16 protein-coding genes are annotated in these 16,658 nt (G+C 67.9%); 5 read left to right on the top strand and 11 right to left on the bottom strand.

Translation table 11 applies throughout. The annotated features are described in order from the left end of the window. Positions 1 to 15 precede the first annotated feature (15 nt). The 4 genes from CFB81_RS21675 to CFB81_RS21660 all read right to left on the bottom strand — a co-directional run bounded on the left by CFB81_RS21675 (position 16) and on the right by CFB81_RS21660 (position 5,865). Positions 16 to 2,619, bottom strand: coding sequence for a penicillin-binding protein 1A (locus CFB81_RS21675; protein WP_089436460.1), 2,604 nt, complete (start codon positions 2,617 to 2,619; stop codon positions 16 to 18). 184 nt (positions 2,620 to 2,803) lie between these two features. Beyond that, entirely contained in the window at positions 2,804 to 3,811 is a 1,008-nt protein-coding gene (lhpH, locus tag CFB81_RS21670) for a trans-3-hydroxy-L-proline dehydratase (protein ID WP_089436459.1), read from the bottom strand. Between the two features lie 67 nt (positions 3,812 to 3,878). Further along, positions 3,879 to 5,000, bottom strand: coding sequence for a branched-chain amino acid ABC transporter substrate-binding protein (locus tag CFB81_RS21665; RefSeq protein WP_089436458.1), 1,122 nt, complete (start codon positions 4,998 to 5,000; stop codon positions 3,879 to 3,881). 127 nt (positions 5,001 to 5,127) lie between these two features. Then, positions 5,128 to 5,865, bottom strand: a complete 738-nt coding sequence (locus CFB81_RS21660; protein WP_069616537.1) for a FadR/GntR family transcriptional regulator — start codon at positions 5,863 to 5,865, stop codon at positions 5,128 to 5,130. 263 nt (positions 5,866 to 6,128) lie between these two features. Here CFB81_RS21660 and lhpI point away from each other — a divergent pair, with 263 nt between their 5' ends. The 3 genes from lhpI to CFB81_RS21645 all read left to right on the top strand — a co-directional run bounded on the left by lhpI (position 6,129) and on the right by CFB81_RS21645 (position 8,431). Beyond that, positions 6,129 to 7,064 carry a bifunctional Delta(1)-pyrroline-2-carboxylate/Delta(1)-piperideine-2-carboxylate reductase gene (lhpI, locus tag CFB81_RS21655; RefSeq protein WP_089437098.1) on the top strand — a complete coding sequence of 312 codons (936 nt, stop codon included), beginning with the start codon at positions 6,129 to 6,131 and terminating at the stop codon, positions 7,062 to 7,064. 169 nt (positions 7,065 to 7,233) lie between these two features. Continuing rightward, on the top strand, positions 7,234 to 7,638 hold the full coding sequence (locus CFB81_RS21650; RefSeq protein WP_069616536.1) for a response regulator transcription factor: 405 nt from the start codon (positions 7,234 to 7,236) through the stop codon (positions 7,636 to 7,638). Between the two features lie 16 nt (positions 7,639 to 7,654). Beyond that, a complete protein-coding gene (locus CFB81_RS21645; RefSeq protein ID WP_069616535.1) occupies positions 7,655 to 8,431 on the top strand; it encodes a helix-turn-helix domain-containing protein in 777 nt (258 codons plus the stop codon). Between the two features lie 28 nt (positions 8,432 to 8,459). Here the strand turns inward: CFB81_RS21645 and CFB81_RS21640 are convergent, their stop codons facing one another. From CFB81_RS21640 to CFB81_RS21615, 6 genes are all read right to left on the bottom strand, one after another. Next, complete coding sequence (locus CFB81_RS21640) at positions 8,460 to 8,810, bottom strand: metal ABC transporter ATPase (protein WP_089436457.1); 351 nt, start codon at positions 8,808 to 8,810, stop codon at positions 8,460 to 8,462. Between the two features lie 153 nt (positions 8,811 to 8,963). Further along, the gene (locus CFB81_RS21635) at positions 8,964 to 9,203 is read right to left on the bottom strand and encodes a hypothetical protein (RefSeq protein ID WP_006479066.1); all 240 of its coding nucleotides are present in this window, start codon (positions 9,201 to 9,203) and stop codon (positions 8,964 to 8,966) included. A 16-nt stretch (positions 9,204 to 9,219) separates the two neighbouring features. After that, entirely contained in the window at positions 9,220 to 9,510 is a 291-nt protein-coding gene (locus CFB81_RS21630) for a DUF1488 domain-containing protein (RefSeq protein WP_069616533.1), read from the bottom strand. Between the two features lie 111 nt (positions 9,511 to 9,621). Further along, on the bottom strand, positions 9,622 to 10,020 hold the full coding sequence (locus CFB81_RS21625) for a DUF488 domain-containing protein (protein ID WP_069616532.1): 399 nt from the start codon (positions 10,018 to 10,020) through the stop codon (positions 9,622 to 9,624). Between the two features lie 159 nt (positions 10,021 to 10,179). After that, complete coding sequence (locus tag CFB81_RS21620) at positions 10,180 to 11,382, bottom strand: amino acid aminotransferase (RefSeq protein ID WP_069616531.1); 1,203 nt, start codon at positions 11,380 to 11,382, stop codon at positions 10,180 to 10,182. Between the two features lie 45 nt (positions 11,383 to 11,427). Then, a complete protein-coding gene (locus CFB81_RS21615; protein WP_089436456.1) occupies positions 11,428 to 12,813 on the bottom strand; it encodes an amino acid permease in 1,386 nt (461 codons plus the stop codon). Between the two features lie 320 nt (positions 12,814 to 13,133). Here CFB81_RS21615 and CFB81_RS21610 point away from each other — a divergent pair, with 320 nt between their 5' ends. After that, positions 13,134 to 13,607 (top strand): Lrp/AsnC family transcriptional regulator, encoded by a 474-nt coding sequence (locus tag CFB81_RS21610; RefSeq protein WP_069616529.1) that lies wholly within the window; start codon positions 13,134 to 13,136, stop codon positions 13,605 to 13,607. A 29-nt stretch (positions 13,608 to 13,636) separates the two neighbouring features. Here the strand turns inward: CFB81_RS21610 and CFB81_RS21605 are convergent, their stop codons facing one another. Further along, the gene (locus CFB81_RS21605) at positions 13,637 to 14,494 is read right to left on the bottom strand and encodes an EamA family transporter (RefSeq protein ID WP_089436455.1); all 858 of its coding nucleotides are present in this window, start codon (positions 14,492 to 14,494) and stop codon (positions 13,637 to 13,639) included. A gap of 403 nt (positions 14,495 to 14,897) precedes the next feature. Between CFB81_RS21605 and CFB81_RS21600 the strand changes: the two genes are divergently transcribed. Beyond that, the gene (locus CFB81_RS21600; RefSeq protein WP_069616527.1) at positions 14,898 to 16,571 is read left to right on the top strand and encodes a phospholipase C; all 1,674 of its coding nucleotides are present in this window, start codon (positions 14,898 to 14,900) and stop codon (positions 16,569 to 16,571) included. The last annotated feature ends 87 nt before the right edge of the window (positions 16,572 to 16,658 follow it).

The raw sequence follows: 16,658 nt of genomic DNA, 5'->3' as shown, positions 1-16,658 counted from the left end.
ATCTGAACGGCTTCGTTACTGCGAAGCGCCCGTGGTATCGGGCGCGGCCGGCACCGGCACCGGCACTGGCGGAGCGGGAGCGGGAGCGGGAACCGGAGCCGGCACGGCCGACGGCGCCGCGCCGATCCCGACGCTGCTTCCGCTCGTCATGCTGGCGCCTGCCGGCGGCTGCGCAGGCTGCGATGCACCCGCCGACAGCGCGGCGGCCGACGCGGCCACTTCGGACGCCGGCACCCATTCCTCGACGATGCCGCCGGACGCGGCATCCGGCGCCGATACGGCGGAAGCCGCCGACGCCGCCTCTTCGTCGGTCTCGGCCGGGCGCTCGATACGCTGCGTCCTGACCGGTGCGGGCGCCTTCTTCGGCTCGGGCGGAAACCACGTATCGAACAGGTCGGTCACGCGCTCGCGCAGCGATCCGAACCAGCCCGGCGACGGCTCGGTATCGAATTTCGCCTTCGTATCGACGATCCGGGCGCGCTGCGCGCGCTGGAAGAAATCGCCGACGATCGGCAGCGCGCTGTGCGCGCCCTGCCCCCAGTAATCGCTGCGCAGCGTCACGCGGCCGTCGTCGAATCCGACCCACGCGCCGGCGACGAGGCCCGGCTGCATCAGGATGAACCAGCCGTCCGCGTTGTCCTGCGTCGTGCCGGTCTTGCCGGCCACGTCGCCGCGGATCCCGAAGCGCGTGCGGATGCTGCCGCCCGTGCCGCGCGTCACGACGTCGCGCATCACGTCGAGCAGCGTCTTGTCGGTTTCGGCATCGAGCGCACGCTCGGGCGGCGCCGGCGCGCATTCGGCGAGCACCTCGCCCTGGCGGTTCTCGATACGCGTCACCATCTGCGGTTCGACGTACAGCCCGCCGTTGGCGATCGTCGCGTACGACACGACCATTTCCTTCAGCGTGACGGGGCTCGTGCCGAGCGCGAGCGACGGCACGCGTTCGAGCGGACTTTCGCGCACGCCCATGTCCCGCGCCAGCCGCGCGACGGCGGCCGGCCCGACCTTCTCCATCACCTGCGCGGTGATCCGGTTGCGTGACAGCGCGACGGCGTCGCGCAGCGTCATCGGCTTGCCGGTCGGCGGCGCATCATCGTTCGGCCGCCAGATCTCCCCGCCCTTCAGCGGGATCTCGACCGGCTGGTCGATGAACGTATCCTCCGGCTTCATCCCGCCCGCGAACGCGGCGCCATAGACGAACGGCTTGAACGTCGAGCCCGGCTGGCGCCGCGCCTGCGCGACGTGGTCGAACGGCTCGCGGGTGAAGTCGCGGCTGCCGACCCACGCGCGGATCTGCCCGTCGCGCGGATCGATCGCGAGGAAGCCGGCCTGCACGTCGGTCTTCGCCTTGCACAGCGCGTGCAGGAAGCCGCGGTCGGCCGCGAGCATCTTCATCGCCGCGGCATCGTCCTTGCCGGCATCCTGCGCGGCCTTGTACTCGGGCGATTCGCGCATGAACGTGCGGAATACCTCGTTGTCGGTGCCGCAGCCGTCGCGGCCGCTCCACGCGTTGTTCGCGATGCCCTGCAGCTGATTGCCCTGCAGCGTGAGCGCCTGCGTCGCCATCTGCTGGAGCCGCGAATCGATCGTCGTGCGCACGATCAGCCCGTCCGAGTAGATGTTGTAGTCGTTGCGGTCGGCCCACGCGATCAGCCACTTGCGCAACTGCTGCGCGAAATGCGGCGCCGGCCCGGGCGGCTCCTTCTGGCGCTCGAAGTCGATGCGCAGCGGCCGGCGCTGCAGCTGCGCGAACTGCGCCGGCGACAGCTTGCCGTACTTCACCATCTGGCCGAGCACCGTGTTGCGCCGCTGCAGCGCGCGCTCGGGGTTCAGCACCGGGTTGTAATAGCTGTTGCCCTTCAGCATCCCGACGAGCGTCGCGCTGTCGAGCACGTCGAGTTCGTCGGCCAACTTGTCGAAATAGGTGCGCGCGGCCATCTCGACGCCGTACGCGTTGTACAGGAACGGCACCGTGTTCAGGTAGGTCTCGAGGATCTGGTCCTTGCTGTAGACGGCCTCGATCTTCAGCGCGGTGATCGCCTCCTTCACCTTGCGCGTGAGCGTCGGCGCGCGGCCGATCTCGTCCGGATACAGGTTGCGCGCGAGCTGCTGCGTGATTGTCGAGCCGCCCTGGCGGCTGCCCGAGAACGTATGGAGCGCGGCCGACGCGGTGCGCTTCCAGTCGAGGCCGTGGTGTTCGTAGAAGCGGTGATCCTCGGTCGCGATCAGCGCGTCGACCATGTGCGGCGAGATCTGCTTGAGCGACACCCATTCGCGGTTCGACGGCTTGAATTCGGCCAGCAGCTTGCCGTCGGCGGACAGCACCTGCGCGGGCTGGTCGACGCGCGCCTTGCGGATGTCGCCGATGCCCGGCGTGAACGGGATGAGCGCGACGACGTACACCGCGAACAGGGCCGGCACGGCGGCGGCCGCGAGCAGCGCGCCACGGCGCGTCGGGTGGCGGACATGGCGCCACGCGGTGGCGGCGAGAGGCTTGACCCGCGCGACGGCGGCCGCCGCGACGGGTTGGGCGCGCGCGACCCATCTGGCACACAAGGCACGCACTGACGACACGTTTCGGCGATTCACGCGGGTGGAGCTCGGCTGAAAAGGCTGCATCGTACCAAACTCGCGCGGCCGGCCGGCCCGCGGCGGCCCTGGGCCGGCACACGCGGGGCGGGATGACGACGGCGCTCAAGCAAAAAAGGCGCGTGTCCGGCAACCGGAGCGACGCGCCAAACCTGGTACGACAACCTGAACGCCGCGCGACGGGGCGCGACAGCGGCGCGAGCCGCGCCGCGGCTCAGCGCACGAGAAATCCGTACGTGAGCGGATCGCGCTCGTCGACGATCCAGTTCGCGAACCCGCAGATATGCGCGCTGCCTTCCACTTCCGGGATCACGGCCGGGATGTCGCCGACCGTCGTTTCGCGCAGCACGCGGCCCTTGAAGACCGTGCCGACGATCGATTCGTTGACGAGCGTATCGTCTGCGGCGAGCAGCCCGCGCTGGTAGAGCTGCGCGACGCGGCCGCCGGTGCCGGAACCGGTCGGCGAGCGGTCGACCTCGCGATCCGCGAACACGCAGCAGTTCGCCTGCGTCGAACCCGCGTGGCGCGGCGCGTTCGCGATGATCGTGCCGTAGATATGGTTGATTTCCGGGATCTCCGGATGCGCGACCGGATATTTCGCGTTCGCGGCGGCCTTCACCTCGGCGCCGAAGCGAATCAGTTTCTCGACCGCCGATTCGCGCACCGGCAGGTCGAACGACGCGCCGTCGACGTAGAAATAGAACGCGCCGCCATACGCGATGTCGCCGGTCACGGTGCCAAACGACGGCGTGTCGACCGACACGTCGCGCCGCCAGATGAACGACGGCACGTTGACGAAGCGCACGGGCCCCGCATGCTCGCCATCCCACCGGACGAACGCCTCGATGAAGCCGCACGGCGCGTCGATGCCGACCCGCGTTTCCGGCACCGTGCGCTGCACCCAGCCGAGTTCGACGGCCGCGGTCGACAGCGCGATCACGCCATGTCCGCAATGGTCGCTGTAGCCTTCGTTGTGCACGAAGATCACGCCGAAATCGGCGTTCGGCGAGACGGGCTCGGTCAGATAGCCGCCGTACATGTCGGCGTGGCCGCGCGGTTCGAACATCAGCGCACGGCGAATCTCGTCGGCGTGCTCCTTGAGCCACGCGCGGCGCTGGACGATCGTGTCGCCGGGTAGGCGCGGCAACCCGCTGGTGACGATGCGGAACGCCTCGCCGCCGGTGTGCACTTCGACGGTGGACAGGGATCGGGAAATTTTCATGGCGGATCGGATGCGTTGAAACGAAAGACGGCGGCACGGCCGCCGTCCGATGAGAGGCGCGCGGCAATTACTTCGCGTACGGTGCCGGCAGCCCGTTGCGGATCACGTAGACGGTGGTCGGCGCGCCTTTCAGGTCGCCGTTCGCGTCGAACGAATAGGTGCCCGCGACGCCCGCGTAGTTCGACTTCGCGAGCTGCGCGCTCAGCTTCGCCTTGTCGGTGGTCGTGCCGGCCTTGACCATCGCGTCGGCGAGCAGCTTCACGCCGTCGTAGTAGTTGACGCCGTAGACCTGCGTATCGGTGTGATAGGCGTCGTGGTACTTCTTCAGGAATTCGCGCCCGGCCGGCGTCTTCTCGAGCGCGACGCCGCCCTGCGCGCAATAGACGATCGACGCGGCCTCGCCCGCGACCTTGCCCATGTCGGCCGAACAGATGCCGTCGCCGCCGAGCAGCTTCGCGCGCAAGCCGCGCTGCTTCATCTGCTTGGCCATCGGCGCGCCCTGCGCCGCATAGCCGCCGAGGAAGATCACGTCGGGGCTGGCGGCCTTGATCTTGGTGAGAATGCCGAGGAAATCGGTGGCCGACGAGTTCGTGTATTCCTGGTCGACGATCTTGATCCCGTTCGCCTTCGCGACGTTCATGAATTGCTCGGCGACGCCCTGCCCGTACGCGGTGCGATCGTCGATCACGGCGGCGGTTTTCGCGTTCAGCGTCTTCGCGGCGAACGTGGCCATCGTGCCGCCGAGCTGCTCGTCGCTCGCGCCGATCCGGAAGATGTTCTTGAAGCCCTGCTTCGTCAGCGCCGGGTTCGACGCAACCGGCAGGATCGGCACCCCGGCAGTCGAATACACGCGCGAAGCCGGGATCGCGACGCCCGAGTTGTATGGCCCGAGCACCGCGACGACGCCTTTATCGACGAGGTTCTGCGCGACCTGCACGCCTGCCTTCGGATCGGCCTGGTCGTCTTCGGAAACCAGTTTGAAGGTCACGGTCTTCCCGCCGACCTTCACGCCGGCCTTGTTGAGCTCGTCGATCGCGAGCCGCGCGCCGTTTTCGTTGTCCTTGCCGTTGGCGGCCTGCGGGCCCGTGAGCGGCGCCGAGTGGCCGATCATCACGACTTCCTGCGCATGAGCGGAAGTCAGCGCGCCGGCGGCAACCGCCACCGAAAACGCGGTCACGAGGTGTCGCATGATGTCTCCTGATTGGTTTTGTGTGAAACCAATGTAGGACATTCGTGGTCACATCTCAAGCAATTTCAAAATAATTATCGGGATTTTGGTCATATTGAAGACCAACGCCAATGGCGGGCCGGGCGCATCATTTCGGCGCAATATCGCGCCGCACGCGGCGAATGTGCTGTTCGACATAGAACGCGGCCGCATCGGCATCCCCGGACACGATCGCCTCGTAGATCAGCCGATGCTCGGACACGTAGAGCCGGATCCGGCCCGCGTCGTAGATGCCGTCGTCCTTCAGCCGCTTCCACAGCGGCTGATCCATCGTCTTCGCGACTTCGTCCGCGATCTTCACGATCAACGCGTCGCCGGTCATCAGCGCGAGCTGCCGGTGGAACAGACGGTCGCTCTCGTTCCACAGCGCGCGCTGATGCGGATCGTCGACGTCGGTGATGGTTTCCATCTGCGCGAGATAGCGCTCGGCGCCGGGGTCGGCGCGGCCATGGGCGGCCGCGAGGCGCGCGATCGCGGGCTCGAGGATCAGCCGCACGTCGAGCGTCGACGTCGGGCTGAAGTCCGCCTCGGATGCCGCGTGCGCGTCGCCGCGCTGGGCGAGCACGTCGAGCGGGGCCGCGACGACGTAGGTGCCCGAATTGCGCTTCGTGAACACGAGCCCTTCGTTCTGCAGCGCGCCGAGCGCTTCGCGCACGGCCGGCCGGCCGACCTGGAACAGCGCCGCGAGCTCGCGCTCGGACGGCAGCCGCGACTCGGCCGCGTAGCGCCCCGCGCGGATCTCGTCGCGGATCTTTTCGGCTACCTGCTCGTAGATCTGCAGCGGCCTGAAACCGCCTTCGAGTGAGTCGGGACGCGCGGACATCATCGTGTGGCTCCTGCCCGTTCGCGGGCGTGGATCTGGAATGGGTTCGCACTATACCGGAGCGGCGGGCGCAGCGCGGCAGCGGCGAGCCTTCTGGCCAGATATTAGAACCAAAATCGGCGGGGCGCTTTATTTTCTGGGTTGCAGGCGCGCCAGCAAGTGGTATAAATTCGACCCACACTGCCCTGTGTCACGGTACCCGGCAGACCTGCGGCGGCCGCGGCATGTGGCCGCCGTCCACGCTCACCGACGCCCCGACGTACACGATGACCGCCTTTTCCCCGATTCCCGTTTTCGATGCGGCCGACACGGCCGCGCTGCTCGACTACCCGGCGCTGCTCGCCACGCTCAGGCAAGCGGTCGTCGACTATGCGGCAGGCGACATCGTCAGCCCCGAACGCCTGGTCGTGCCGCTGCAAGGCGGCGGTGTGATGCTGTCGATGCCGTCGAGCGCACACGACCTGGCGAGCCACAAGCTCGTGAACGTGTGTCCCGGCAACGGCGCACGCGGGCTGCCGACGATTCTCGGCCAGGTCACCGCGTACGACGCGACGACCGGCGAAATGCGCTTCGCGCTCGACGGCCCGACCGTCACGGGCCGCCGCACGGCGGCGATCACCGCGCTCGGCATCCAGGCGCTGCATGGCGCCGCGCCGCGCGACATCCTGCTGATCGGCACCGGCAAGCAGGCGGTCAATCACGCGGAAGCGTTCGCGGCGATCTTTCCGGACGCGCGCCTTCACGTGCGCGGCACGAGCGCGGACAGCGCGGCCGCCTTCTGCGCCGCCCACCGCGCGCATGCGCGTCGACTCGCGCCGCTCGACGGCGACGCGATTCCCGACGCGATCGACGTGGTCGTCACGCTGACGACGAGCCGCACGCCCGTCTACCGCGAAGCCGCGCGCGAAGGCCGGCTCGTGGTCGGCGTCGGCGCGTTTACCGCGGATGCCGCCGAGATCGACGCGAACACGGTGCGGGGCAGCCGGCTCGTCGTCGACGATCCGGCCGGCGCGCGCCACGAAGCCGGCGACCTGATCGTCGCGCAGGTCGACTGGCAGCACGTCGCATCGCTCGCCGACGTGCTGAACGGCACCTTCGCCCGCGGCGGCCCGCTGCTGTTCAAGAGCGTCGGCTGCGCCGCGTGGGACCTGGCCGCATGCCGCACCGCGCGCGACGCGCTGGCCGCGCGCCGCGCCGGCTGACCGGGCCGCGCAACCGGTCGCGCCGCTCGCGCGGCATCGCATCGTCGGATTCATACCGGCGATTTCCCGTACGCGGTGTAGGAAACGCCCTACACCGCGTCGAAGCGGCCTACATGAAGTTCCAATTCGGCCGATTTCAATTTCGGCGGCGCACCACGATACTGCCGGCATGAATGTCAGCCTGTCGCCCGCCGCACTCAGGGTGTTTCTCGTCGATCACGCGGTTGCCGTCCGCCAGCGGATCGCGCTACTCGTCGGCGCGATCCGCGGCGTCGCCGTCGTGGGCGAAGCGGAAGACGGCCAGGACGCGTGGACGCATATCCGCAGCAGCCGTGCGGACGTGGTGATCGTCGACGTGCGGCTCGCGGACGGCAGCGGTCTCGACCTGATCGGGATGCTGTCGAAGGCTGCGCCGCGCATCGTCACGATCGTGCTGACGAACCACTCGGCGCCGGCATTCAGAGAGGCATGCGCGACGGCGGGAGCCGACTACTTCTTCGACAAGACCGTCGAATTCGACGCCGCATGCCGTGTCATCGAATCCCTGGTGCACGCGCGCGTGCGCCGCCCTTGACGAGCCGGAGCGCCTCATGTCCACCGCCACCGCCTTCGCCGACGTGTCCTTCGTACCCCGGCCAACGATTCCGCTGCGCCCGGCCGCGCGCGCCGACGCCGCCAAGCATCCGGCCGCACGCTGCTCGGCCTGCGCGATGCGATCGATGTGCCTGCCGCCGCACCTGACGCCCGCCGAATACGGCCGCCTCGACGCGATCATCTGCACGACGCGGCAGGTTCGCCAGGGCGACGCGCTGTTCCGCACCGACGATCCGTTCCAGAGCATCTATGCGGTGCGCGCGGGTTCGTTCAAGACGGTGATGATGCATCGCGACGGCCGCGAGCACGTGACGGGCTTCCAGATCGCCGGCGAAACGCTCGGGATGGACGGCATCGGCAGCGGCCAGCACTGCTGCGACGCGATCGCGCTGGAGGACAGCGTGGTGTGCATCATCCCGTTCGGCGCGCTCGAAGCCGCGTGCCGCGAGATCAAGCCGATGCAGCACTTCCTCTACCAGATGCTGAGCGGCGAAATCGTCCGCGAATCGAGCCAGATGTTGTTGCTCGGCACGATGTCGGCCGAGCAGCGCGTCGCGCATTTTCTGCTGAACCTGTCGTCGCGGTTCGAAGCGCGCGGCTATTCGGCGACCGAATTCAACCTGCGGATGACGCGCGAGGAAATCGGCTGCTATCTCGGGATGAAGCTCGAAACCGTCAGCCGGATGTTCTCGCGGTTCCATCGCGACGCGCTCGTCGAAACGCGCGGCAAGCGCGTGCGCATCATCGACGCGCAAGCGCTCGCGCGGGTCTGACACGCGGCGCCTGAGGACGGGCGCCGCGTCACTGCATCGCGTCGCCTGTCGCCGCGTCGCGCAGCGCGACCGTTGCGGCGCCTGCCTGCCACGTGAGCAGCGCCCGTTCGGCCTGCGCGAACGCGCGACGCAACGCGTCGTCCACGTCGGCTCCGACGCACGGCGGCAGCGGCCGGCGCGTCGCGTCGCGCATCACCAGGTCCAGCCGTACGTCGTACCGGCGCGCGCCATCGGTCGCCGTGCGCGATTCGATCGCGAGATGGCAGCCTTCGATCCACGCGCGAAACCGCTCAAGTCGCACCAGTTGCGCGCCGGCTTCGGCCTCGACCGCAGCCGAACCCGTGAATCCGAGGCAGGCGATCTGCATGCCCACGCCCATGTCGTCTCTCCTGACGGGGCCGCCCGCTCGTCGACCGCCTTGCATGTACCGGCCGCCTCACGATGTGGCGGCCCGTGTTTCCCGTGGCGCGGCGCGCATTTTTCGATCGCTGCCGGCCGATAGTCTGCCCGCGCCCGACAGGCGCGGGACCGTTCAGACGTTGAAGGTCTGCGATGCCTTCATCTCGATCCACGTCATGCCGGCCCGCAGTCCTTCGATCATCGCCTCGCGCTCCGTCGGATACGCGTGGCTGTGCTCGAACGTATGATGAAACCGCGCGGCGCCGGCGCCGTGCTCGACCGACACGCGGCAGCGGAATTCGCCCGATTCGCACGGGCGCGTCTCCACTTCGACCGACCAGTCGCGTTCGTGAATGTTGCCCTGCAGTGTCATGCGCCCTCCTGCGGTATCAGCCTTCGAGCCGGAAGTGCCCGCTATGCAGCAGCACCGGCCGGCCGCCGATTTCCTCGAGCATTCGTCGTGCCATCGCCTCGATGGCCGACCGGTGCGCGTCGAATGCGCCCAGTAGATCGCGTTCGAGCAGCGACCGCGCACCGAAATGGTCTTCCAGCGCCTCGGCCGTGACCGCGCACTGAACGCAACGCCCGTCGACCAGCGCCGAAAACGCGACGACCAGATCGCGCGCGCAGTATTCCGGCGGTTCGGACGGGAAAACGATGTGCATCGGTCGGTTCGTCATCGTCGTGATGGCTCCATGACGAGAGCATAGTGGCGCGCGCGGCCGCGCGCTTGACCCACGTCAACGGGCTCGCTGCACCGCACGATCGCGGTGCCGCCGCGCGCCCCCGCTTCAGCCGGCGCCGGGCTCGATCGCCGCGCCGCGCTGCGCGAGCAGCTCGCGCAGCACGCTGCGGTGACAATGGTTTTCGTCGTCGCAGTAGCAGCCGATCGAGAACGCGGTCGTCGCCGACAGCGCGGCCAGCAGGTCCAGCACCTTGGCCGGATCGCCGTGCGCCATCTCCGCGCGGAAGCGGCGCTTGAACGCGTTCCATTCGGCGTCGGTTTCGGCGGCCTGCGCCTGCGCGACGAGCTCGGGGCTTGGCGACAGCGTCGGCAACCATACATCATAGTAGTCGCGCGACGCGAATTCCGCCTTCGGTACGCCGCGCGGCGGCCGCCGCACCGTGCCGATCCTCAGGCCCTCGCCGGCCGCGCGCGGCGTGCCGAGCTGGATGATCCGGATGCCCATGTCGCTCCTCTGCATGGCGTACGATCCCGTGATCGTACCGCCGCGCCTGCCCGTGCGTCAGCCGCGCATCGCACATGACGGCCGCCCAACAAAAAACCGGCTGTTCCCGCGACGGGAAACAGCCGGTTCTTCACCGTTGCGCGCCGGGGCGCGCCGCGTTCAGACGCCGCTCTTCAGCACCTTGCCGATCGCGTCCGCGACGATGCCGACATTCGAGTCGTTCAGGCCCGCCACGCACATCCGGCCCGAGCGCAGGATGTATACGCCGTGCACCTCGCGCAGCGCGTCGACCTGCGATTCGGTCAGGCCCGTGTACGTGAACATCCCGCGCTGCTTCACGTAGCGCGTGAGCGCTTCGCCGCTCACGTGGTCGCGCAGGCCGTCGTGGATCGACTGGCGCATCCGCGCGATGCGGCGGCACATCGCCGACAGTTCCTCTTCCCACTGCTTGCGCAGCGCCGGCGTGCCGAGCACGGCCGCGACGACCTTCGCGCCGTAGGTCTGCGGGTTGCTGTAGTTCGAGCGCACGGCGCCGGCCAGCTGGCCGAGCACGCGCTCGGCCGCGGCCGCGTCCTCGCAGACGACGCTCAGGCCGCCCACGCGCTCGCCGTACAGCGAAAAGTTCTTCGAGAACGAGTTCGCGACGAGCGTCGGCACGCCGCGGCGGGCCAGTTCGCGCACCGCGAACGCGTCCGCGTCGAGCCCCGCGCCGAAGCCCTGGTACGCCATGTCGACGAACGGCAGCAGCCCGCGCGCCTCGATCACGTCGATCAGCTTCTCCCACTGGCCTTCGTCGAGATCGACGCCGGTCGGGTTATGGCAGCACGCGTGCAGCAGCACGATGCTGCGCGCCGGCAGCGCGTCGATCGCCGCGAGCATCGCGTCGAACTTCAGGCCGCCCGTGGCCTCGTCGTAGTACGGATACGTGTTCACCGTGAAGCCGGCGCGCTCGAAGATGAAGCGATGGTTCTCCCAGCTCGGATCGCTGAGCCACACCTGCGAATCCGGGAAATAGCGCTTCAGGAAATCGGCGCCGACCTTCAGCGCGCCCGAGCCGCCGAGCGTCTGCAGCGTCGCGATGCGGCCGGCCGCGCGGGCCGGATGATCGGCGCCGAACACCAGCGATTGCACGGCGTCGCGGTACGCGGCCAGGCCAACCATCGGCAGGTACGGCTTCGGGCCGCTGTCGCGCTGCAGCGCGGTTTCGGCTTCGCGCACGGCGCCCAGCACCGGAATCCGGCCTTCGGCGTCGAAATAGATCCCGATGCTCAGGTTGACCTTCTGATCGCGCGGATCTTTCTGGAAGTTCTCGTTGAGCGTCAGGATCGGGTCGCCCGGGTACGCGTCGATGTGTTCGAACATGGCTTGAGTCGGTCTCGTTTGAAGAATGGTCGGTCGTGTCCTGCGTCAGCGTGCGGACGCGCCGTCGTGTACCGCAAAGCCGGCATTCTTCTGACGGAAGCGATACCCGATCGCGAGCACCGCGAGCCATACCGGGATCAGGTACACCGACAGACGGAGATCCGGCGTCAGGTACATCACGACGAGAATGCCGGCCATGAACGCCAGGCACAGGTAATTCGTGAAAGGATAGCCCAGACTGCGGAAGGAAGTCTGCTCCCCGGCAGCACGCTTGGCCTGGCGGAACTTCAGGTGGATCACCGTGATCATCGCCCAGTTGATGATCAGCGCCGATACGACGAGGCCCATCAGCACTTCGAACGCCTTGCCCGGCATGAAGTAGTTCACCAGCACGCACACGCCGGTCGCGAGCGCCGACGCGCCGAGCGCGGCGAGCGGAATGCCGCGCTTGTTGACCGAGCACAGCACCTTCGGCGCGTTGCCCTGTTGCGCGAGGCCGAACAGCATCCGGCTGTTGCTGTACACGCCGCTGTTGTAGACCGACAGCGCGGCCGTCAGCACGACGACGTTCAGCACGTTCGCGACCAGGTTGCTGCTCAGCGCGTGGAAGATCAGCACGAACGGGCTGCCGCCGGTGACGACCTTCTCCCACGGATACAGCGACAGCAGCACGGCCAGCGCGCCGATGTAGAAAATCAGGATGCGGTAGATGACCTGGTTGGTCGCGCGCGGAATGCTGCGATTCGGATCGTCGGCCTCGGCCGCGGTGATGCCGATCAGCTCCAGCCCGCCGAACGAGAACATGATCGCGGCCATCGACATCACGAGCCCCGACACGCCGTTCGGGAAGAACCCGCCGTGCTGCCACAGGTTCGCGACACTCGCTTCCGGCCCGGCGTGGCCGCTCACGAGCAGCCAGCCGCCGAAGCCGATCATCCCGATGATCGCGGCGACCTTGATGATCGAGAACCAGAATTCCGTCTCGCCGTACGACTTCACGCTGGCGAGGTTCAGCAGGTTGATCGCGACGAAGAACACCAGCGCCGACACCCAGGTCGGCACGCCGGGCCACCAGTACTGGACGTAGATCCCCACGGCCGACAGTTCGGCCATGCTGACGAGGATGTACAGCACCCAGTAATTCCAGCCGGACAGGAAGCCGGTGAAGTGGCCGACGTATTTGTTCGCGAAGTAGCTGAACGAGCCGGCGACGGGCTCGTCGACGACCATCTCGCCGAGCTGGCGCATGATGAAGAACGCAACGATGCCGGCCACCGCATAGCCGAGCAGCACGGACGGGCCGGCCATCTTGATCGTCTGCGCGATGCCGAGGAACAGCCCGGTGCCGAGCGCGCCGCCGAGCGCAATCAGCTGGATGTGCCGGTTCTTCAGCCCGCGCTTCAGGCCGTCGCTCTCGTTTCCAGAAACCATGTCTTCTCCATTCTGCCCGCCTCCGCCGGAAGCGGTGCGGCGCGCCTCGGTGTGCCGGGCGCTGTTTTGCTGTGCCGGCGGCCGTTCGTGGAGCCGCCGGGTTGGGGACTGCAATTTTCGCGTGGCGAGCAGCCGATTCGCGTCGGTGTGCGGCCTGGCTGGCCGCCGACTCGTCCGCCCGCGCCGCACTGCTGCGGTCGTACACGAAAATCCGGCGTCAGTTTAGCGTCGCGACCGCGAAATCGGGTTGCGTAACCCGCTCATGCAAACCCTACATTATGAGATAAGATTGCATCCGGGAGACGAATGAGGAAACAAAAATGCCTGACCCGGTTCTCGATCGTATCGATCGTCAGTTGCTGTCGGTGCTGCAGGAGAACGGCCGCGCGTCGAACCTCGATCTGGCGAAGGCCGTGGGACTGTCACCCGCGCAAACGCTGCGACGTCACCGGCGGCTGGAGGAAATCGGCGCGATCCGCCGCTACGAAACCCGGCTCTGCCCCGACACGCTGGGCTTCGGCGTCACCGCGTTCGTGCACGTGACGATGGAACGCGGGCATATCCGCGATTTGTCGAAATTCCAGAAACTCGTGTCGGATCTCGCGCAGATCCAGGAATGTTTCTCGGTGACGGGCGATATCGATTACGTGCTGAAAGTCGTCGCACACGATCTGAAGGGGCTGTCGCGATTCCTGCTCGAGACGCTGATGCGCATTCCCGGCGTGAGCGGCGTGCATTCGAGCGTGTGCCTCGACGAGATCAAGTGTACGAGTGCGATGCCGGTGGAAAGCTGACCCGCCCGGCGCGCATCAGGCCGATGCGCTCACCGCACCGCCTCGAACGCACTGATCAACAACGCTCCGCAAGCAATCACCAGACACCCTGCCGCCCGGCGCGGCGTCAGCCGCTCGCCGAGATACACGCGCGCAATCAGCGCCGCGAATACCACGCTCGTCTCCCGCAGCGCCGACACCGGCCCCATCGGCGCGCGATCCATCGCCCAGATCACGATGCCGTACGCGAGCGCCGCGAACACGCCGCCGCAGGCGGCCTTCGCCGTCTCGCCGACCTCCTGCGTCAGCCGCAGCGGCCCCGCCCGCAGCCGGTAGTACGCGGCCATCATCGCGCCCGTCAGCACGAACATCCACGCGGTATAGCCGACCGTGCTGCCGCTCTCGCGCACACCGATCCCGTCCACCACGCTATAGGCCGCGATCGACACGCCGGTCGCGAACGCGGTCGGCAGCACCTGCATCATCCGGTGTTTCGCGCCGCGCCCGCGTTCCAGCCCGATCGCCATGATGCCCGCGCAGATCAGCACGAGCCCGCCTTGCGCGCCGAGGTTCAGGCGCTCGCCCGCGAACGCCGCCGCGCCGAGCGTGACGAGCAGCGGCGCCGTGCCGCGCGCGACCGGGTACGCGACGCTCAGGTCGCCGTGCTCGTACGCGCGGACGAGCAGCAGCGTATAGACGATGTGGATCACGGCCGACGCGACGACGCAGAGCCAGCTCGCCGGCGCGATCGGCGCGGCAGCCGGCAGGAACAGCAGCGCGAACAGCCCGATCGCGATCTGCAGCACCGTGGCCGAGCGCAACCGGTCGCCGCTGCTGCGCACCAGCGCATTCCATGACGCATGCAGGAACGCCGCGCACAGAACGGCAAACAGGACGGGAATCGGCACGCTGAAACCTCGCTGACGGGGCGGAGGCCGCGCGGTGCGCGGCAGGCGTCCATCGTAGTATGAATGCGTCACCAGATTGTCAAAAAAGCGACGCACGGCGCACCCTAAACGATCCGGCCGCGGCCCCCCATCGCCCCGCCCGGCGCTGCTTGCGCCGCAAGCAGCGCCACGCCCCGGCATGCGACGTGGACGTTGCTGGCGGTCCGCCCCTTTCCGTTCTCTTTCGCCTCGCGCTGCGCCGTAATGAAACCGATACCGCAGCGCAACCGTCGCGAAAACACTCCGTCCCCATATCTTCATACGCGGCTGTTCCAATGCGCGTGCTCCGTCACGAGCTTCGCGCCGAACCGACACGGCGACGGGGCCGTTCTCCACCATCGAAGACCTTACCTGGAGTTTCCCGATGTTCCGTCAAGCCTTGCTCGTCACCGCCTGCGCAGCCGCAGCGCTTGCGCTGTTCGCCTGCGGCGGCAGCGACGATTCCACGCCGACGCCCGCCGTGTCGTCGCAGGATGCGCTGCAGACCGCCACGCCGATCAAGCACGTCGTCGTGATCTACGGCGAAAACATCTCGTTCGACCACTACTTCGGCACCTACCCGAACGCGACGAACCCGTCGGGCGAACCGGCGTTCACCGCGAAGTCCGGCACGCCGACGCCGAACGGCCTGACCGGCACGCTGCTCACCGCGAACCCGAACTTCACGAATACGGCCAACGGCACCGACGCGGCGAACCCGTTCCGTCTCGACCGCACGCAGGCCGCGACCGCCGACCAGAACCACGCGTACACGGCCGAACAGCAGGCCGAGGACAACGGCCTGGCGGACCTGTTCCCGAAATACACGGGCAAGGGCTCGTCCGGCGGCGCCGGCGCATTCGGCACGAAGGGCCAGGTGATGGGCTACTTCGACGGCAACACGGTGACCGCGCTGTGGAACTATGCACAGCGCTTCGCGATGAGCGACAACACGTTCACGACGGTCTACGGGCCGTCGACGCCGGGCGCGCTGAACATCGTCGCGGGGCAGACCAATGGCATGCAGATCGTCAAGACGTCGAAGCAGCCGTCGACGCTCGCCGCGACCTCGTACTACATCAATGACGGCCAGGGCGGCCTCACGATGATCAACGACGTCGACCCGGGCTTCGACGTGTGTTCGAGCACGACCGACCAGGCGATGATGACGGGCAAGAATATCGGCGACCTGCTGAACGCCGCGAAGATCACGTGGGGCGGCTTCATGGGCGGCTTCAACCTGTCGACGACGAACGGCAACGGCACGACGGGCTGCGCGCGCAGCACGGTCGCGACCGCCGTGAACGCCGCGACGGCCGACTACATCCCGCACCACAACTGGTTCCAGTACTACGCGTCGACCGCGAACCCGCAGCACACGCGCCCGAGCTCGATCGCGGCGATCGGCTCGAGCGTCGAGACCGACGGCAAGACGGCCGAACCCGCGAACCACCAGTACGACACGGACGACTTCTTCGCCGCCGTGAAGGCCGGCAACTTCCCGTCGGTCAGCTACCTGAAGGCGCCGGCCGCGCAGGACGGGCACGCGGGTTATTCGGATCCGCTCGACGAGCAGGCGTTCGTGACGAAGGTCGTCAACTTCCTGCAGCAGCAGCCGGACTGGCAGAACACGGCCGTGATCGTCACCTATGACGACTCGGACGGATGGTACGACCACGTGTACACGCCGCCGACGCACGCGTCGTCGGACCCGGTCGACCAGCTCAACGGCGCCGGCAAGTGCGGCACGGGCGGCACCACCGGCGTGAACGGCGCGACCGTGAACGGCCGCTGCGGCCCGGGCGTGCGCATTCCGCTCGTCGTGATCTCGCCGTATGCGAAGCAGAACTACGTCGATCACACGATGCTCGACCAGGCGTCCGTCGTGCGCTTCATCGAGGACAACTGGCTCGGCGGCCAGCGTATCGGCGGCGGTTCGTTCGATGCGACGGCCGGCGACCTGCGCAACCTGTTCGACTTCACGTCGAAGCCGAACACGACGCCGCTGTATCTCGACCCGACGCTCGGCACCGCATTGAGCGCGGCCCCGGCGATCTGACCGGCACTGCCTGACCGCATGGCCGGCGCATCATGCGCCGGCCGTTTCCATTTCAACGCGTCGCCTCGTGCGACGCCCGATTTTCGA

Source organism: Burkholderia sp. AU28863 (genome assembly GCF_002223195.1).
GTDB lineage: Bacteria > Pseudomonadota > Gammaproteobacteria > Burkholderiales > Burkholderiaceae > Burkholderia > Burkholderia sola.
Note: the sequence above shows the minus strand (reverse complement) of the source record. Positions and strands in the feature narration are given on the sequence as shown.